The organism is Pantoea sp. JKS000250, assembly GCF_003201065.1.
Lineage (GTDB): Bacteria > Pseudomonadota > Gammaproteobacteria > Enterobacterales > Enterobacteriaceae > Pantoea > Pantoea vagans.
In genome coordinates, this window is the sequence record NZ_QICZ01000001.1 from 1377668 (window position 1) to 1396158 (window position 18491).

Consider the following 18491-nt stretch of genomic DNA (forward strand, 5'->3'; position numbering starts at 1 on the left):
AAAGGTATCAGGGGGGATAAAACAGCGGGAGAGGCTTTTGCCCCTCCCACATCATAAATCAGAAGTCTTCGTTCGCTTCACTTGCCGCGTCTTCTTTCTCAGCAGACTTATCGGCTGCTGCGAGTTTCTCATCCGCGCCGTTGAGCAACATCTCACGTAACTTCAGATCAATTTCGTTTGCCACAGCAGCATTCTCTTTCAGGAAGTTGCCGGCATTCGATTTACCCTGACCAATCTTGTCGCCATTGTAGCTGTACCATGCACCCGCTTTTTCAATCAGCTTGTGCTTCACGCCCAGATCGACCAGCTCACCAAAGGTATTGATACCTTCGCCGTACATAATCTGGAATTCAGCCTGTTTAAATGGCGCAGCGATTTTGTTTTTCACTACCTTAACGCGGGTCTCACTGCCCACCACGTTATCGCCCTCTTTGATGGCACCGATACGGCGGATATCAAGACGGACAGACGCATAGAACTTCAGCGCGTTACCACCGGTAGTGGTTTCCGGGTTACCAAACATCACACCAATTTTCATACGGATCTGGTTGATGAAGATCAGCAGCGTATTGGACTGCTTAAGGTTACCGGCCAGTTTACGCATCGCCTGGCTCATCATACGTGCCGCGAGGCCCATATGTGAGTCACCGATTTCACCTTCGATTTCCGCTTTCGGCGTCAGCGCCGCAACGGAGTCGACGATGATGACATCAACGGCACCAGAGCGCGCCAGGGCATCACAGATTTCCAGCGCCTGCTCACCGGTGTCGGGCTGAGAACAGAGCAGGTTTTCAATATCTACGCCCAGTTTCTTGGCGTAAACCGGATCAAGCGCATGCTCAGCATCGATAAAGGCACAGGTTTTGCCTTTACGCTGTGCAGATGCGATAACCTGCAGGGTCAGCGTGGTTTTACCGGAAGACTCTGGTCCGTAGATCTCAACGATACGGCCCATTGGCAGACCGCCTGCGCCCAATGCGATATCCAGCGAGAGCGAACCGGTAGAGATGGTTTCCACATCCATTGAGCGGTCTTCACCCAAGCGCATGATGGAGCCTTTACCAAATTGTTTCTCAATCTGGCCCAGCGCGGCAGCTAAAGCCTTCTGTTTGTTTTCATCAATCGCCATTTCAACTCCTAATCAAGCCGGGTAAACACGCACTCAGGGTGCCTGCACTCTTTCTGTTGCCGACAATTATACTGTATAATCATACAGTATCAAGTTTAATTTGTCAGAAATTCGCCATACAGTTTCTGCAGGGCCCATGCCACCGACTGGCGGCGGACGGCATCACGATCGCCGCTAAAATGCTGCTGAAAAGTCAATACGTTATCCTGCGGCCCGGCAAAGCCAAACCACACCGTGCCGACCGGTTTTTCTTCACTGCCGCCATCGGGGCCGGCAATGCCGCTGACGGAGATCGCGTAGTCAGCATGGGCCGCCTTGCGGGCACCCAGCGCCATCTCACGCACCACCGCATCACTCACCGCGCCATACTGCGCCAGCGAGTCGGCCTTAACATCCACCAACTGCTGTTTCGCCTCATTACTGTAGGTGACAAAACCGCGTTCGAACCAGGCGGAGCTGCCGCTGATATCGGTAAAGACTTTGGCAATCCAGCCGCCGGTGCAGGATTCCGCACAGGTTACGGTGGCATTACGCTGCTTCAGCTTCTCACCTATCTGCGCGCTTAACGCCTGCAATTGCTGATCGTCCATTACAACTCTCCCTTTGCTCGTGGGTTGAAGGTGGTGCAGAAAAACCACTTTTTCAAGGGCTCATATCATTATTGCCCTGATTTTGCGGCCTGCTTTCCAGCGCCCTCACCTTTTTTTCACTGCAACCATAAAAAGTCGCGGGAAGGCGAGCAGAACCTGACCATCGGCCTGAGCCGGATAAGCGGTAAGTAAGCGCTGATGATAATCAGACAGAAAAGACGTCTGTTCAGACTCATTCAGCGTCGCCAGGAAAGGCCGTAAGCCGGTCGCCTGCAGCCAGCTGATAATCGCCTGCGCATCGGCCATCACGTGATAATAGGTGGTTCGCCAGATATCCACCTCACAGCCGGCCTGCGTTAGCAGATCGTAGTACTCGCCTGTGGAAAGCAGCTGTGTACGTTCAGCGGCACTGGCATTAATCCGTGACGACCAGCGATTGTCAGCCGCCACCTCGCGCATCAGCTGGTGCGACGGCTCATTGAGGTTATCAGGCATCTGGATCGCCAGCACGCCACCGGGTGCCAGCTGGCTGACCAGATGAGGAAACAGCGTGGCGTGATTATCCAGCCATTGCAGAGACGCGTTGGCATAAATCACCTGCTGCGGCGCATCCGCCTGCCATGTGCGAATATCGGCCTGGACAAAACGGCAGTGCGGCAGACGTTCACGGGCCTGAGTTAGCATCGTCGCTGAACTGTCGAGCCCGGTGATCTGCGCCAGCGGCCAGGCATCGGCGAGCAGCTCGGTGCTGTTGCCGGGTCCGCAGCCCAGATCGGTCACCTGCTCAACCTGTTCCAGACTGATGCGCGCCAGCAGCTCGCGGGCCGGACGGGTTCGTTCCGCTTCAAATTTGCGATACAGCACGGGATCCCACTCTTTCATCATCACCTCTCGCTCAGTTGTCAGAAGCATCCGCTTACTGAGACGAACGAAAAACGAAAAAGTGCGACCCGTTGCTCACTTTTGAATCATGCGCTGGCAGAGACTGACTGGAGCCATTAAGTTAAAACACTGTTTCATTTTTAACATTTGCTTCAGGAGTCAGCTATGCGTGAAAAATCGGCCTTTACCGGTGTCTGGTGCCCTACCGTCACCCCGTTCAATGCACAGGGCGGCCTTGATATCGACGCGCTCGGGCGACACTTCTCCCGCCTTAATGACTCCGGTATCGACACCCTGCTGGTGATGGGCAGCATTGGCGAGTTTGCCTCCCTGACGCAACAGGAGCGTTTACAGCTGATTCAGGAAGCCAGGCCCCTGTCACCGCTGAAGATGGTAGCGAACGTCTCGGCGACCTGCGTGCCTGATATGCTGGCGCTGGCCGAAGCCGCGTGGAAAAACGATTTTGATGCGGTAATGGTCCTGCCGCCCTACTACTACGGCCAGACGCAACAGCAGCTGATGCACTACTTCGAAGCACTCGACGCGCAGCTGGGCGGAAAATGGTTTGCCTACAACTTCCCGGCTCGCACCGGCTGCGATCTGACGCCCGCGCTGATCGCCGCTCTGGCGGCAAAGCTGCCCAACTTTATCGGCATCAAAGATACGGTGGATTGCCTGTCGCATAACCGGGCGATGATCGAAGAGACCCGCAAGGTACGCAGTGATTTTGCCGTGCTGTCAGGGTATGACGAATACCTGCTTCCCAATCTGCTGGCGGGAGGTGCCGGGGTGATTTCAGGCCTGAATAATATTGTGCCGGAGTACTTTGCCGAGATGATGGCGGCATGGCGAACAGGCAATCTGCCTGAGCTGACGCGGCTGCAGCAGCAGATCGGCCGGCTGATGGCGATTTACAGTATTGGCGATGATTTTGTGACCACGATTAAAACGGCCGTGGCGCGACGTTATGACTCAATGAGCAGTAACTCGCGTAATTACGGTGGTGATCTGAACGCGGAACAGTGCGCCGCAATTGATCGGCTGTTCAATTAAAAGAAAGGCGGGCGCATCCCTGCGCCCCGGATCTCAGTTCTTTTTCACGAACTCAGATTTTAATTTCATCGGGCCAAAACCGTCGATTTTACAGTCGATGTTGTGGTCCCCTTCAACCAGGCGAATGCTTTTCACTTTGGTGCCGATCTTCAGCGATGAGGAACTGCCCTTCACCTTAAGATCCTTGATCACCGTGACGCTGTCGCCATCTGCCAGCAGATTACCGTTGGCATCACGCACTTCCAGCGGTCCGTTGCTGCTGTCACCCTCTCCCTCGGTCCAGATATGACCGCAGGAGGGGCAGTTGAGGTTTTCGCCATCTTGCCAGGTGTAATCGGCGTGACAGGCTGGGCAGGCAGGTAAAGACATAACGACTCCAGAGATATCAGTGGCTGTGTGGCCTGAAAAAGGGCGTCATCATATAACCTTACAGTTAACAAGGATAGCCTTTATAACAGGCCGCCCTGCCGTGCCTTGCTCACCGCCTCGCCCAGCTGCCATACCGCCATCGCATAATGGGTACTGTGGTTGTAGCGGGTAATCACATAGAAATTGGGTAAGCCGTACCAGTACTGATAGCTGGTGCCTAAATCAAGACGCAGCAGACTGACCTGATTGTTACCGTCCAGCGAGCCCTGCGGTGACAGGCCTGACGCCGCCAGCATGCTCACGCTGTAACTGGTTTTGAAGCCATCTTCCAGCATCGGTGCCTGACCGCTGGCCGGGACCGCCACATTTTCACCGCTGCGCCAGCCATGCTTCTGGAAGTAGTGCGCCACGCTGCCGATCGCATCCACCGGATCCCACAGGTTTGCATGGCCGTCGCCATTGAAATCAACCGCGTAATCATTGTAAGAGGAAGGCATAAACTGGCCATAGCCCATCGCTCCCGCGAAAGAGCCTTTCAGCGCCAGCGGGTCATCCTGCTCTTTACGCGACATCAGCAGGAAGGTTTCCAGCTCGCTGCTGAAGTACGCCGCACGGCGCGGATAGTTAAACGATAAGGTTGCCAGCGCATCCAGAATCCGCGTTTTCCCCATCACGCGGCCCCAGCGGGTTTCTACGCCAATAATGCCGACAATGATTTCCGGCGGCACGCCATAGACCTGCTGCGCGCGTTGCAGCGCATCCTGATACTGGTTCCAGAACGCCACGCCGTTTTGCACGTTATCCGGCGTAATGAACTTGTTCCGATAGCGGATCCAGGCCCCGTTAGGGCCCGGCGCTGGCGTATAGCTCGGTGCCTGACGATCCATCAGCCGCAGCACATAATCCAGTCGCTTAGCCTGACCAATGATGTTGTGCAGTTGCTCACGGTCGAAGTCATGCTTCTCAACCATCTTATCGATAAACTGCTCTGCGGCCGGGTTACCGGCAAAGTCGCCGAACATCGCCTGTCCGCTGTGCGACGGCTGCAGTAAAAAACCGCCCTGCGGCGCAGCCAGCATCTTCTGCTGGGACGGAACGTCAGGTTTGCTGCTGCAGGAGGCCAGAAGCGGGATGAACGCAAGGAGGGCTAGCTTAAGACGCATCGGTTATCCATAAACGAGGGGTAAATTCAGATGCGGTAATAGTAGTCGTTCAGCGCATTGACATACAGTCCGGAATCTTAAAAAAACGTCAACGCAGCCGTGGGGTGAAAAGGGCTGCGGGGCAGTATCTTCCCCGCAGCCATCCGGCGTTTAGCGGCGGTTTCTCACCAGCTGATAACGGCGGGTCAGATACTCAACCGGCGCACTCCAGATATGCACCAGACGGCAGAACGGGAACAGCAGGAACAGCGTCATGCCCAGTACCATATGCATGCGATAGATAAACGCGACGCCCTCAAGATGCTGCGATGCACCACCATGGAAGGTCACCACCGCCTGCGCCCAGCCCACCAGCTTCATCATTTCACTGCCGTCCATATGCTGGGCGGAGAAAGGAATAGTCAGCAGACCCAGCGTGACCTGAGCCACCAGCAGCGTCAGGATCAGAATGTCGCCGACGCTGCTCGTCGCCCGCACCCGAGGATTGGTCAGACGGCGCTTCAGCAGCAGCGCGCCGCCCGCCAGCGTCATCGCACCAAACAGGCCACCAGCAATCATCGCCAGCTTCTGCTTAACGTCGATCGGCAGGAACGATTCATACATCCAGTGCGGGGTGAGCATCCCGACGATATGACCGAAGAAGATCCCGATGATGCCGATGTGGAACAGGTTAGAGGCAAGCCGCATTCCTTTTTTGTCCAGCATCTGACTGGAACCGGCCCGCCAGCTGTACTGCCCGTAGTCATAGCGCAGCCAGCTCCCGACCAGAAAAACCGTTCCGGCCAGGTAAGGGTAAATATCGAAGAAGAAAGTGTTAATAAAATTCATGCTGATTCTCCTGTCGTGCGCGCCGTCGCCGCGGCGATATCCAGATACTGCGGCGCGACCGCATCGGCGAAGCGACGCTGATGCATCGCCTGCTGCGCCGAGGCACAGCCCTGTTCGCCGAGAAATTTAATCTGCTCCTCTTCCCAGACCGCATCGAGTGCGGCCGGGGTATCGTCGCGCGCTTCCTGCGCTACCTGGGGCTTGAGGGCCGCAGGATCGACCGCGCTGCCGGACAGCGTCAGTAACACCGTGAACAGGTCAGCATAAGGGCTCTGACGCGCTTCCAGTCGCGCGGCCAGCAACGCCAGGATCGGCACGATGTCGTCCAGCCCCTGACGCGCCGCCTCATCGCTTTTACAGGCGAGATATTCCAGGTAGAGGGGCAGATAATCGGGCAGTTCTTTGCTGTCCAGCTCGAGACCGTCGGCCCGGTACTGTTCCAGCAGATCAACCATCGCCTGACCGCGATCGCGGGACTCTCCGTGCACATGTTCAAACAGCAGCAGCGAGGTGGCGCGGCCGCGATCAAACAGTTCGCAGTAGTCAGCCTGTACGTCCAGCAAGGGCCGGGTGCAGAGCTGATTAATAAAGCGCACCAGCCGTGCGCTCTGCTGCAGGTTGAATTCGCTGGCCTCTTCCAGAGCCGCGATCAGATCGGGAGAGTGGGTAAACAGCGCCTCGTCCGGATAGTCCAGCAGGCGCGACACAATACGCAGCGTGATCATGAGGCATCCTCCGGACGCGTGGTTTTCCTGCTGACGTCGATGGCATCAATTCGGCGGCTGTTGAACAGGTTAAATTTGCTGTCGCTGCCGTGGCAGCCATCGCCAAAGCTGAAGCCACACCCTTTGCTTTCCGGGAAGGCTTCACGCGCCAGTTCACGATGACTTGAAGGCACCACAAAGCGATCTTCATAGTTGGCGATCGCCAGATAGCGGTACATCTCCTGCGCCTGTGCTTCGGTCAGACCGACCTGCTCCAGCGCCCGGATATCATGCTCACCCTCCACGCTTTCTGCGCGCTTGTAATGGCGCATCGCCAGCATACGTTTCAGTGCCAGCAGCACTGGCGCGGTGTCGCCAGCGGTCAGCAGGTTCGCCAGGTACTCCACCGGAATGCGCAGGCTTTCCACATCCGGCAGCACGCCGGTGTGCGCCAGCGCCCCGCCATCTACCGCCGACTGAATCGGTGACAGTGGCGGCACATACCAGACCATCGGCAGCGTGCGGTATTCAGGGTGAAGCGGCAGCGCCAGCTTCCACTCCATCGCCATTTTATAAACCGGTGAACGTTGCGCGGCGTCGATCACGCTCTGCGCGACGCCATCTTTCAGTGCCTGGGCGATCACGGCAGGATCGTGGGGATCAAGGAAGATATCCAGCTGGCGCTGATAGAGATCTTTCTCGCTTTCCGCTGCGGCCGCCTGTTCAATGCGATCCGCGTCATAGAGCAGCACGCCAAGATAACGGATACGGCCGACACAGGTTTCCGAGCAGACGGTGGGCTGGCCCGCTTCGATGCGTGGATAACAGAAAATGCATTTTTCTGACTTGCCGCTTTTCCAGTTGAAGTAGATCTTCTTGTACGGACAGCCGGTGAGACACATCCGCCAGCCGCGACATTTATCCTGGTCGATCAGCACGATGCCATCCTCACCGCGCTTGTAGATCGCGCCGCTCGGACAGGTCGCCACGCACGCCGGGTTGAGGCAGTGCTCACACAGGCGTGGCAGGTACATCATGAAGGTGTGCTCAAACTGGCCGTAAATCTCCTTCTGGACGTTGTCGAAGTTCTTATCCTGTGAGCGTTTAGCAAACTCGCCGCCGAGGATCTCTTCCCAGTTCGGGCCGTTTTCGATCTTTTTCATCCGCTGACCGGTGATCAGCGAGCGCGGACGCGCAATCGGCTGATGTTTACCGGCAGGCGCGTTGTGCAAATGCTGATAATCGAAATCGAACGGCTCGTAGTAATCATCCAGCGCAGGCACATCCGGGTTGGCGAAGATCTTCGACAGCAGGCCGACGCGACTGCCCATACGAGGCTCCAGCTTGCCGTTAATCTTACGGATCCAGCCACTCTTCCACTTCTGCTGATCTTCCCAGGCGTGCGGATAGCCGACGCCAGGCTTGCTTTCGACGTTGTTGAACCAGGCGTATTCCATGCCCTCGCGGCTGGTCCAGACGTTTTTACAGGTCACCGAACAGGTGTGGCAGCCGATACATTTGTCGAGGTTCAGCACCATGCCGACCTGTGAACGAATTTTCATGGTTTTACCTCCTGCTGGCTGCCCTGGCAGGCATCGTTGCCTTCCCCATCTAACCAGTTAACGTTGTTCATTTTTCTCACCACCACGAACTCATCGCGGTTAGAGCCGACGGTGCCGTAGTAGTTAAAGCCCCAGGAGAGCTGGGCATAACCGCCGATCATATGGGTCGGTTTCGGACAGGTTCGCGTCACGGAGTTATGGATGCCGCCGCGCTGGCTGGTGATTTCCGAACCGGGGATATTCACGATACGTTCCTGTGCGTGGTACATCATGGTCATACCGGCCGGGACACGCTGGCTCACCACAGCACGCGCGGTCAGTGCACCATTGGCATTGAACGCCTCGATCCAGTCGTTATCCACAATGCCCAGCTCGCGGGCGTCATCTTCACTCATCCAGACAATCGGGCCGCCGCGTGACAGCGTCAGCATCAGCAGGTTGTCGCTGTAGGTGGAGTGAATGCCCCACTTCTGGTGTGGCGTCAGGAAGTTAAGCGCCTTCTCCGGATTACCGTTGGGCTTGCTGTTCAGCAACGGCTTCGCCGCGCGGGTATCGATTGGCGGACGATAGACCATCAGGCTCTCACCGAAGGCGCGCATCCACTCATGATCCTGATAGAGCTGCTGACGGCCGCTCAGGGTTCGCCACGGGATCAGCTCATGAACGTTGGTGTAGCAGGCGTTGTACGAGACATGTTCATCTTCCAGACCTGACCAGGTCGGGCTGGAGATAATTTTGCGCGGCTGCGCCTGAATATCGCGGAAGCGGATCTTCTCGTCTTCTTTGTTCAGTGCCAGATGCGTGTGGTCACGACCGGTAATCGCGCCCAGCGCCTGCCAGGCTTTCACCGCCACCTGACCATTGGTTTCCGGAGCGAGCGCCAGGATCACTTCGGCTGCATCAATCGCCGTGTCAATATTCGGCCGCCCCGCTGCCGGGCCATCCGCTTTGACATAGTTAAGCTGTTTGAGGAAATCGACCTCTTTGCTGGTGTTCCAGCTGATCCCTTTACCGCCGTTACCCAGGGTATCCAGCAACGGCCCCAGCGAGGTAAAGCGCTCCCAGGTCGCCGGATAGTCGCGCTCTACCACCATAATGTGTGGCGCGGTTTTGCCCGGAATCAGGTCGCACTCGCCTTTTTTCCAGTCTTTTGCTTCAAACGGCTGTGCCAGTTCGGCGGGCGAGTCATGCAACACCGGCAGCGTCACCACATCCGTTTCAACACCTAAATGGCCAGGACAGATATCGGAGAAGGCTTTGGCGATACCTTTGTAGATCTCCCAGTCACTTTTTGAGTCCCAGGCCGGATCAACAGCGGCCGAGAGCGGATGAATAAACGGATGCATATCCGAAGTATTCATATCGTCTTTTTCATACCAGGTAGCGGTTGGTAGCACGACGTCAGAGTAGAGACAGGTGCTCGACATGCGGAAGTCGAGTGTGACCACCAGATCCAGCTTGCCTTCGGCGCCCTGATCCAGCCATTCCACTTCTTCGGGTTTCACGCGGCCCTGCTGACCTAGATCTTTACCCTGAATGCCGTTTTCGGTGCCCAGCAGGTACTTCAGCATGTACTCATGCCCTTTACCTGAGGAACCGAGCAGGTTGGAGCGCCAGACAAACAGGTTGCGCGGGAAGTTCTGCGGGTCGTCCGGCTGTTCAGCGGCAAACCGGATAGTGCCCTGCTTCAGGCTCTCCACGGTGTAGTCCAGCGGTGACTGACCGGCGGCTTTCGCCTGCGCCGCGATATGCAGCGGGTTGACGTTAAGCTGCGGCGCGGAAGGCAGCCAGCCCATGCGTTCGGAACGGACGTTAAGATCGATTAGGCTGCCGCTGTAGCGGCTTTTGTCCGCCAGCGGTGACAGTAGTTCGCTGGTGGCCAGGGTTTCATAGCGCCACTGACTGGAGTGGTTGTAGAAGAAGGAGGTGCTGTTCATCTGACGTGGCGGACGCTGCCAGTCCAGGCCAAAGGCCAGCGGTGTCCAGCCGGTCTGCGGACGAAGTTTCTCCTGACCGACATAGTGCGCCCAGCCCCCGCCGCTCTGACCGACGCAGCCGCAGAAAATCAGCATGTTCATCAGGCCACGGTAGTTCATGTCCATGTGATACCAGTGGTTCATACCGGCACCGACGATGATCATTGAGCGGCCACGGGTTTTTTCAGCGTTTTCGGCAAATTCGCGGGCAATGCGGATGATGTTCTGACGGGAAACGCCCGTAATCTGCTCTGCCCAGGCCGGGCTGTAGGCTTTAATCTCGTCATAGCTTTGCGCGCAGTTGGCATCATCCAGACCACGAGCCAGACCGTAGTTCGCCAGCGTCAGATCGTAGACGCTGGTAACCAGCGCTTCACTGCCATCCGCCAGCTGCAGGCGTTTCACCGGCAGCTTGTGCAGCAGAATCTCATCCAGCGCGACGCTGTTAAAATGCTCGCGGGTGATGCCGCCAAAGTAAGGGAAACCGACCTCAACCACCTCATCGTGGCTGCCGAGCAGGCTGAGCTGCAGCTCCACTTCTTTTTGCGACAGGCCGTCGCGCTGCTCCAGGTTCCATTTGCCTTTTTCGCCCCAGCGGAAGCCGATAGAGCCCTGCGGGGCAATCAGTTCACCGGTCGCCTGATCCAGCGCCACGGTTTTCCATTCCGGATTATTCTCCTGACCCAGGCCATCCACCAGATCGCTGGCACGCAGCTGACGGCCTGCGGCGTAGTAACCGCCCTCGCGTGGCTCCAGCATGACCAGCATCGGCATATCGGTGTAGCGGCGCACGTAGTCGCGGAAATAGCCGACTTCGCGATCAAGGTGAAACTCTTTCAGCATCACATGGCCCATCGCCAGCGCCATCGCGCTGTCAGTGCCCTGCTTCGGACTCAGCCACTGGTCGCACAGCTTCGCGACTTCGGCATAGTCCGGGGTAATGGCCACGGTTTTTGTCCCTTTATAGCGGACCTCCGTGAAGAAGTGCGCATCCGGGGTACGGGTCTGCGGCACGTTCGAGCCCCAGGCAATAATGTAAGAGGAGTTGTACCAGTCGGCCGACTCCGGCACGTCGGTCTGCTCGCCCCAGGTCATCGGTGACGCAGGTGGCAGATCGCAATACCAGTCATAGAAGCTCAGGCAGGTGCCACCAATCATTGACAGATAACGTGCGCCCGCAGCGTAAGAGACCATCGACATCGCCGGAATCGGCGAGAAACCCATAATACGGTCAGGGCCGTAGGTCTTCGCGGTGCAGATGTTCGCAGCAGCGATCATCTCGTTCACTTCCTGCCAGCTGGAGCGGACAAAGCCACCGCGTCCGCGCGCCTGCTTGTAGCTTTTCGCCTTTTCCGGATTGCTGATAATGGATGCCCAGGCCTCTACCGGATCGCTGTGCTGCGCTTTCGCGTCGCGCCACAGCTGGATCAGCTTCCTGCGCATCAGCGGATATTTCAGGCGGTTAGCGCTGTAGAGATACCAGGAGTAGCTCGCTCCGCGTGGGCAGCCGCGCGGCTCATGGTTGGGCAGATCGGGACGAGTACGTGGATAGTCGGTCTGCTGGGTCTCCCAGGTGACCAGACCATTTTTGACGTAGATTTTCCAGCTGCAGGAGCCGGTACAGTTAACACCGTGGGTGGAGCGCACGACTTTATCGTGCTGCCAGCGGCTGCGGTAGCCATCTTCCCAGTCGCGGTTACTGTTTAAGGTCTGCCCATGCTGGCCGGAAAAGGGCTCAGCCAGCTGTTTGAAATAACGAAATCGATCAAGAAACTTGCTCATCCGGAATACTCCTGAAGGCCTGGTATGACATTGCTGACTCTGCATCTGTCGCGACACAGAAAGGAAAATGGTGCCGGTGCGCCACACCGGCTTTGTCGTTATCAGGCGCGGGCTTTTCGTCCGTAAACCAGCCAGGTCACGGCGATGCAGCAGAGATAAAAGACCAGGAAGATTTTCATCGCGCCAGCGGGTGAACCGGTCATGGCGAGCGACAGGCCAAAGGTCTGTGGAATAAAGAAGCCGCCCAGTGCGCCAATAGCGGAGATAAAGCCCAGCGCAGCCGAGGTTTCTGTCGCCGCTTCACGCTGCGCATGCGCATCGTCGCCACCTTCAGCTTTAATACGTTCCAGCGTCAGCTTGCGGAAGATCACCGCAATCATCTGGTAGGTGGAGCCACTGCCCAGACCGGCAGTCAGAAACAGGCCCATAAACACCGCGAAGAAGGCGATAAACGAGCCATCATGTCCGTCCCCCGGCAGCGTGAGAAACAGCAGCGCGGCAAACAGCGCCATCAGGATGTAGTTGACCAGCGTGACGCGGGTCCCGCCGAGGCGGTCAGAAACAATGCCGCCTGCTGAACGGGCCAGCGCACCAATCAGCGGGCCGAAAAAGGCGTAATGCATGATCACCACATCCGGAAACTGCGTTTTCGTCAGCATGGCGAAACCGGCAGAAAACCCGATAAAGGAACCGAAGGTCGCCAGGTAGAGCAGCGCCATGATCCACAGGTGTGGACGTTTCAGCACCGGCAACTGCTCACGCAGCGAGGATTTCGCCGCCGCGAGATCGTTCATGCCGAACCAGGCCGTCAGCGTGCCGACCGCCAGGAACGGCACCCAGATCCAGGCCGCATTTTCCAGCCAGAGGCTGTCACCGGTGACGGTGGTATGACCCACATCGGCAAAGCCAAAAATGGCACAGGAGATTGCCAGCGGTGCGACAAACTGCATCACGCTGACGCCAAGATTACCGAGACCACCATTGATACCCAGCGCGCCGCCCTGATGGGCTTTAGGGAAGAAGAAGCTGATGTTGCCCATGCTTGACGCGAAGTTAGCGCCACCAAATCCGCACAGCAGGGAGATCACCATAAATGTCGCGAATGAGGTCTGGCTGTCCTGTATCGCAAAGCCGAGCCACAGGCAGGGAATGATCAGGATACCGGTGCTGAAGGCGGTCCAGCGGCGGCCACCAAAGATGGGGATCACAAAAGAGTAAGGCACACGCAGCAGCGCGCCGGACACCGACGGCAGCGCGGTCAGCAAAAAGAGCTGCTCCGTTGTGAAGCTAAAGCCGACTTTATTCAGGTTAACCGCGACGGTGCTGAACAGCATCCAGACGCAGAAGCCCAGCAGCAGGCAAAAAACAGAAATCCACAGATTACGGCTGGCGATACGCTTGCCGCGCGCCTGCCAGAACGCCTCGTTTTCCGGTTGCCAGTCCTGGATTAATGCGCCGCGCGTCGGGGTTTGCAGTGGGGCAGATTGGGTCATAAATCTCTCATCAGCAGAATAATAATTGTGCATATCCTGCGCATCCGGCCTGGCGGCTTGCTTGATACAAATCAACGGCAATGCAGGTTACAAAGGCGTGGCAATCTCTGATTATCCTGGTTAAGTAGTTAACTGAATGCAGATAACCCTTATAAATCATGCGGTTTAATTACTGCTGCGAACCCCTTCAGCAAAAGGGCATCTGAATGGAAATAAAGGAGTAGTCCTTTGGGGGTATATAGCGACCCCGCTTCACCGCTAAGATAGGCACCTTCGCCCGCACAGGGCCGGCGTACAGGACAGGAAAGATTGTGACGGCAGAGAAATTTACGCTCTTATTAATCGATGACCACCCTATGCTGCGCAACGGGCTGAAGCAGTTGATTGCGCTGGATGAACGACTGCAGGTGATGGCCGAAGCGGGTAACGGCATTGATGGTCTGGCGCTGGCACAACAGCACGATCCCGACCTGATCCTGCTGGATCTTAATATGCCGGGTCTGAACGGGCTGGATACTCTTACCCAGCTGCGCGAAATCACCCTTTCTGGCCGGGTAGTGGTGTTCAGCGTTTCCGATAATGAAGAGGATGTGGTCAGCGCACTGAAGCGCGGCGCGGATGGTTATCTGCTGAAAGATATGGAACCGGAAGCCTTGCTGAAAGCGCTGCATCAGGCGGCCGCCGGGAAGATCGTACTTAGCGAAGCGTTAACCCCGATTCTGGTTGCGCGGTTGCGCGAATCGCAGCCTGCACAGACGCGCGATATCAGCCAGCTAACCCGACGTGAACGCGACATCCTGCAACTGATCAGCGATGGAATGACCAATAAAGCCATTGCCCGCAAACTGGACATCAGTGAAAGCACGGTTAAGGTTCACGTCAAATATCTGCTGAAAAAAATGAACCTCAAGTCCCGCCTTGAAGCCGCCGTCTGGGCGCTGCAGAACGGGCTGCACTGAGCATTTTTCTTCTGCTGTGCGCTCTGGCGCCGCTCCGCACACCGTAAACTGACGCAGAAATCGCGAGCCTCCTCGCAGCACCGCGCCAGAGTAATGAAAAACGCCACTTTTCTGTCGCCAGCCGTCGCCACATTTGCCAGGATGCCTGTCAGGTTACACCCGGTCAGGATCAGGACGTTTATCAGGCTGGCATATGCCCTGCCCTATTCGTTATCATCTGGTTATCCTGCGTGCCTGGAATCCCTTTCGGTTTCATGGGCGTTGACCGCCAGAAATTTACCGCATTAAAGATGAGTTAAAACCTTATGCAAGAGCCAACCGAAAAGGACTTTCCTTCCCATACGCCCATGATGCAGCAGTACCTGCGCCTCAAGGCGGAGCATCCTGATATTCTGCTGTTTTACCGGATGGGTGACTTCTACGAGCTGTTTTATGACGACGCCAAACGCGCCTCGCAGCTGCTGGAGATTTCACTTACCAAACGCGGGGCGTCCGCGGGCGAACCGATCCCGATGGCGGGTGTGCCCTATCATGCGGTTGAAGGCTATCTGGCTAAGCTGGTGCAGCTGGGCGAATCGGTTGCCATCTGTGAGCAGATAGGCGATCCGGCGCTGAGCAAAGGCCCGGTGGAGCGCAAAGTGGTGCGCATCGTAACACCCGGCACCATCAGTGATGAGGCGCTGTTGCAGGAGCGGCATGACAATCTGCTGGCGGCGATTGTGCAAAGTCCGCGCGGTTTTGGCTACGCCACGCTGGATATCAGCTCAGGCCGTTTTCGCTTAAGCGAACCGGCGGATGCTGAAACCATGGCGGCAGAGCTGCAGCGCACCAACCCCGCCGAGCTGCTCTATCCCGAGGATTTTCAGGCAATGTCGCTGATCGATCAGCGTCGTGGCCTGCGCCGTCGTCCGCTGTGGGAGTTTGAGATCGATACCGCGCGCCAGCAGCTGAACCTGCAGTTTGGCACCCGCGACCTCAATGGCTTCGGCGTGGAGAACGCGCACCTCGGGCTGAGCGCGGCGGGCTGCCTGCTGCAATATGTCAAAGATACCCAGCGCACCACACTGCCCCATATCCGCTCGCTGAGCATGGAGCGGCAGCAGGATAGCATCATCATGGATGCCGCCACCCGCCGTAATCTGGAGATCACCCAGAACCTGGCAGGCGGCACCGACAACACCTTAGCGGCCGTGCTGGATAAAACCGTTACGCCAATGGGCAGCCGGATGCTGAAGCGCTGGCTGCATATGCCGCTGCGCGATGTGCGCATCATTAACCAGCGTCAGGAGTCGATTGCTGAGCTGCAGAATCTCAGCGAAGTCCTGCAACCGGTGCTGCGTCAGGTTGGCGATCTGGAACGTATCCTGGCGCGACTCGCACTGCGCACCGCCCGTCCGCGCGATCTGGCCCGCATGCGCCATGCGTTTCAGCAACTGCCAGAACTGAACCAGCTGCTGGCCGACGTAAAAGCGCCACAGCTACAAAAGCTGCGCACGCAGATGGGCGAATTCACCGCACTACGCGAGCTGCTGGAGCAGGCGGTGATTGAGTCACCGCCGGTGCTGATTCGTGACGGCGGCGTGATCGCGCCCGGCTACAATGCAGAGCTGGATGAGTGGCGCGCGCTGGCCGATGGCGCAACCGACTATCTGGACCGGCTGGAGATCCGCGAACGCGAGAAGCTGGGACTGGATACGCTGAAGGTCGGCTTTAACGGTGTGCATGGCTATTACATTCAGGTCAGCCGTGGCCAGAGCCATCAGGTGCCGATGCACTATGTCCGTCGTCAGACGCTGAAAAATGCTGAACGCTACATCATCCCGGAACTGAAAGAGTACGAAGACAAAGTCCTCACCTCGAAGGGCAAAGCGCTGTCGCTGGAGAAAAGCCTGTATGAGGCGCTGTTCGATCAGCTGCTGCCGCACCTTGAAGCGCTGCAGCTGAGTGCCGCCGCGCTGGCCGAACTGGACGTATTGAGCAACCTGGCCGAACGTGCCTGGACCCTGAACTACTGCCGTCCGGTGCTGCAGGATAAAGCCGGAATTAAAATCAGCGGCGGTCGCCATCCGGTGGTTGAGCAGGTTCTGAAAGAGCCGTTTATTGCTAACCCGCTGTCACTGGCACCACAGCGCAGAATGCTGATCATTACCGGTCCCAACATGGGCGGTAAAAGTACCTATATGCGACAGGCGGCACTGATTGCACTGATGGCATGGATCGGCAGTTTTGTTCCTGCTGATGAGACGCTGATTGGCCCGCTGGATCGCATCTTTACCCGCGTCGGTGCAGCTGACGATCTCGCCTCCGGGCGCTCGACCTTTATGGTGGAGATGACCGAGACCGCTAACATCCTCCACAACGCCACTGAAAACAGTCTGGTGCTGATGGATGAGATTGGACGCGGCACCTCAACCTACGACGGTTTATCGCTAGCCTGGGCCTGTGCTGAAAACCTGGCGAACCGCATCAAGGCAATGACACTGTTTGCCACTCACTACTTCGAGCTGACAACATTGCCGGAAAAAATGGAAGGCGTGGTCAACGTTCATCTGGATGCGGTTGAGCATGGCGACACCATCGCCTTTATGCACAGCGTTCAGGAAGGGGCTGCAAGCAAGAGTTATGGTCTGGCCGTCGCCGCGCTGGCCGGTGTGCCTAAAGAGGTGATCAAGCGGGCGCGGAACAAGCTGAAAGAGCTGGAGACCGTTTCAAACCACTCGGCATCATCAACGGTAGAGGGTTCTCAGCTGCCGCTGCTGGTTGAAGAGACCTCACCAGCGGTGGAGGCGCTTGAGGCGCTGGATCCGGATACGCTGACACCGCGTCAGGCACTTGACTGGATTTATCGGCTTAAATCGCTGGTGTGATAGCACGCCGTATCGTGTAAAAGCACGGTGCGGCACTGGCATTTCTTTGTAAATCACTTTTCTGCAGGCATAAAAAAAACGGTGGTTTTCACCACCGCTTTTTGCATTCGAACTCAGACCATCTTACAGACGATTATTCACGAAACAGTGCTTCAATGTTGAGACCCTGCGCCTGCAGGATTTCGCGCAGACGGCGCAAACCTTCAACCTGAATCTGACGTACACGCTCACGGGTTAAGCCGATTTCACGACCCACATCCTCAAGCGTTGCCGCTTCATAGCCCAACAGGCCGAAACGACGCGCCAGCACTTCACGCTGCTTGGCGTTCAGTTCGAACAGCCACTTGACGATACTTTGTTTCATATCATCGTCCTGCGTGGTGTCTTCCGGGCCGTTATCTTTCTCATCGGCCAGAATATCCAGCAGCGCTTTTTCAGAATCACCGCCTAATGGCGTATCAACTGAGGTAATGCGTTCGTTGAGACGTAACATACGGCTTACGTCATCAACTGGTTTATCAAGCTGCTCGGCGATCTCTTCCGCACTTGGCTCATGGTCGAGCTTGTGGGAAAGTTCACGCGCGGTACGCAGATAAACATTCAGTTCTTTAACAATGTGAATCGGCAGACGAATGGTACGGGTTTGATTCATGATCGCCCGTTCAATAGTCTGACGAATCCACCAGGTGGCGTACGTTGAGAAACGGAACCCACGCTCCGGGTCAAATTTCTCTACGGCGCGAATCAGGCCGAGGTTACCTTCTTCAATCAGGTCCAGCAGTGCTAAACCACGATTGCTGTAACGACGGGCGATTTTCACCACCAGGCGTAAGTTACTTTCGATCATGCGACGACGGGAAGGGATATCACCCCGCAATGCACGGCGAGCGAAGAAAACTTCTTCCTCTGCCGTTAACAACGGAGAATAGCCAATCTCCCCAAGATAGAGCTGCGTCGCATCTAATACACGCTGCGTCGCACCCTGTGATAGCAACTCTTCTTCCGCTACGTCGCTATCACTGGCTTCATTTTCAACAAGGGCCTTCTCGTCAAAAATTTCAGCTCCGTTCTCATCGAATTCCGCGTTCTCATGTAACTCGTTTACTTTCAGCGTATTCTGGCTCATAAGCGGCT

Annotated in this window: 14 protein-coding genes; 3 read left to right on the forward strand and 11 right to left on the reverse strand. The window is 56.8% G+C overall.

What is annotated here, in order from left to right; translation table 11 throughout:
• Positions 1 to 58: 58 nt before the first annotated feature.
• The 3 genes from recA to tam form a co-directional block, all read right to left on the reverse strand.
• The gene (gene recA / locus BY447_RS06605; RefSeq protein WP_013358828.1) at positions 59 to 1129 is read right to left on the reverse strand and encodes a recombinase RecA; all 1071 of its coding nucleotides are present in this window, start codon (positions 1127 to 1129) and stop codon (positions 59 to 61) included.
• Between the two features lie 95 nt (positions 1130 to 1224).
• Positions 1225 to 1719 carry a nicotinamide-nucleotide amidase gene (pncC, locus tag BY447_RS06610; protein ID WP_110330805.1) on the reverse strand — a complete coding sequence of 165 codons (495 nt, stop codon included), beginning with the start codon at positions 1717 to 1719 and terminating at the stop codon, positions 1225 to 1227.
• 105 nt (positions 1720 to 1824) lie between these two features.
• On the reverse strand, positions 1825 to 2601 hold the full coding sequence (tam, locus tag BY447_RS06615) for a trans-aconitate 2-methyltransferase (protein ID WP_041457043.1): 777 nt from the start codon (positions 2599 to 2601) through the stop codon (positions 1825 to 1827).
• A 165-nt stretch (positions 2602 to 2766) separates the two neighbouring features.
• Between tam and BY447_RS06620 the strand changes: the two genes are divergently transcribed.
• The gene (locus BY447_RS06620; RefSeq protein ID WP_110330806.1) at positions 2767 to 3654 is read left to right on the forward strand and encodes a dihydrodipicolinate synthase family protein; all 888 of its coding nucleotides are present in this window, start codon (positions 2767 to 2769) and stop codon (positions 3652 to 3654) included.
• Between the two features lie 33 nt (positions 3655 to 3687).
• Here the strand turns inward: BY447_RS06620 and BY447_RS06625 are convergent, their stop codons facing one another.
• The 7 genes from BY447_RS06625 to BY447_RS06655 form a co-directional block, all read right to left on the reverse strand.
• Positions 3688 to 4023 (reverse strand): zinc ribbon domain-containing protein YjdM, encoded by a 336-nt coding sequence (locus tag BY447_RS06625; protein WP_110330807.1) that lies wholly within the window; start codon positions 4021 to 4023, stop codon positions 3688 to 3690.
• A gap of 80 nt (positions 4024 to 4103) precedes the next feature.
• A complete protein-coding gene (gene mltB, locus BY447_RS06630) occupies positions 4104 to 5186 on the reverse strand; it encodes a lytic murein transglycosylase B (RefSeq protein ID WP_033733598.1) in 1083 nt (360 codons plus the stop codon).
• 150 nt (positions 5187 to 5336) lie between these two features.
• Entirely contained in the window at positions 5337 to 6014 is a 678-nt protein-coding gene (gene narI / locus BY447_RS06635) for a respiratory nitrate reductase subunit gamma (RefSeq protein ID WP_110330808.1), read from the reverse strand.
• The gene (gene narJ, locus BY447_RS06640; protein WP_110330809.1) at positions 6011 to 6739 is read right to left on the reverse strand and encodes a nitrate reductase molybdenum cofactor assembly chaperone; all 729 of its coding nucleotides are present in this window, start codon (positions 6737 to 6739) and stop codon (positions 6011 to 6013) included. The genes narI and narJ overlap by 4 nt, the downstream gene beginning before the upstream one ends.
• Complete coding sequence (narH, locus tag BY447_RS06645) at positions 6736 to 8280, reverse strand: nitrate reductase subunit beta (protein ID WP_110330810.1); 1545 nt, start codon at positions 8278 to 8280, stop codon at positions 6736 to 6738. The genes narJ and narH overlap by 4 nt, the downstream gene beginning before the upstream one ends.
• On the reverse strand, positions 8277 to 12038 hold the full coding sequence (locus tag BY447_RS06650; RefSeq protein ID WP_110330811.1) for a nitrate reductase subunit alpha: 3762 nt from the start codon (positions 12036 to 12038) through the stop codon (positions 8277 to 8279). Before BY447_RS06650 ends, narH begins: the two co-directional genes overlap by 4 nt.
• Positions 12039 to 12139: 101 nt before the next feature.
• Positions 12140 to 13531: a NarK family nitrate/nitrite MFS transporter gene (locus BY447_RS06655; RefSeq protein WP_110330812.1), complete on the reverse strand. Its 1392-nt coding sequence runs from the start codon at positions 13529 to 13531 to the stop codon at positions 12140 to 12142.
• A 311-nt stretch (positions 13532 to 13842) separates the two neighbouring features.
• On the opposite strand from BY447_RS06655, the gene narL reads away from it, so the two are divergent.
• Positions 13843 to 14490, forward strand: a complete 648-nt coding sequence (narL, locus tag BY447_RS06660; RefSeq protein ID WP_110330813.1) for a two-component system response regulator NarL — start codon at positions 13843 to 13845, stop codon at positions 14488 to 14490.
• Between the two features lie 305 nt (positions 14491 to 14795).
• Positions 14796 to 17357, forward strand: coding sequence for a DNA mismatch repair protein MutS (gene mutS, locus BY447_RS06665; RefSeq protein WP_110330814.1), 2562 nt, complete (start codon positions 14796 to 14798; stop codon positions 17355 to 17357).
• A 133-nt stretch (positions 17358 to 17490) separates the two neighbouring features.
• Here mutS and rpoS read toward each other — a convergent pair whose 3' ends face one another.
• On the reverse strand, positions 17491 to 18483 hold the full coding sequence (rpoS, locus tag BY447_RS06670) for an RNA polymerase sigma factor RpoS (protein ID WP_009086923.1): 993 nt from the start codon (positions 18481 to 18483) through the stop codon (positions 17491 to 17493).
• Positions 18484 to 18491 lie beyond the last annotated feature (8 nt).

What these genes read in the sequence shown, in the direction of transcription:
- recA (WP_013358828.1), bottom strand. Translation starts at nt 1,129, where the DNA reads ATGGCGATTGATGAAAACAAACAGAAGGCTTTAGCTGCCGCGCTGGGC.
- pncC (WP_110330805.1), bottom strand. Translation starts at nt 1,719, where the DNA reads ATGGACGATCAGCAATTGCAGGCGTTAAGCGCGCAGATAGGTGAGAAG.
- tam (WP_041457043.1), bottom strand. Translation starts at nt 2,601, where the DNA reads ATGAAAGAGTGGGATCCCGTGCTGTATCGCAAATTTGAAGCGGAACGA.
- BY447_RS06620 (WP_110330806.1), top strand. Translation starts at nt 2,767, where the DNA reads ATGCGTGAAAAATCGGCCTTTACCGGTGTCTGGTGCCCTACCGTCACC.
- BY447_RS06625 (WP_110330807.1), bottom strand. Translation starts at nt 4,023, where the DNA reads ATGTCTTTACCTGCCTGCCCAGCCTGTCACGCCGATTACACCTGGCAA.
- mltB (WP_033733598.1), bottom strand. Translation starts at nt 5,186, where the DNA reads ATGCGTCTTAAGCTAGCCCTCCTTGCGTTCATCCCGCTTCTGGCCTCC.
- narI (WP_110330808.1), bottom strand. Translation starts at nt 6,014, where the DNA reads ATGAATTTTATTAACACTTTCTTCTTCGATATTTACCCTTACCTGGCC.
- narJ (WP_110330809.1), bottom strand. Translation starts at nt 6,739, where the DNA reads ATGATCACGCTGCGTATTGTGTCGCGCCTGCTGGACTATCCGGACGAG.
- narH (WP_110330810.1), bottom strand. Translation starts at nt 8,280, where the DNA reads ATGAAAATTCGTTCACAGGTCGGCATGGTGCTGAACCTCGACAAATGT.
- BY447_RS06650 (WP_110330811.1), bottom strand. Translation starts at nt 12,038, where the DNA reads ATGAGCAAGTTTCTTGATCGATTTCGTTATTTCAAACAGCTGGCTGAG.
- BY447_RS06655 (WP_110330812.1), bottom strand. Translation starts at nt 13,531, where the DNA reads ATGACCCAATCTGCCCCACTGCAAACCCCGACGCGCGGCGCATTAATC.
- mutS (WP_110330814.1), top strand. Translation starts at nt 14,796, where the DNA reads ATGCAAGAGCCAACCGAAAAGGACTTTCCTTCCCATACGCCCATGATG.
- rpoS (WP_009086923.1), bottom strand. Translation starts at nt 18,483, where the DNA reads ATGAGCCAGAATACGCTGAAAGTAAACGAGTTACATGAGAACGCGGAA.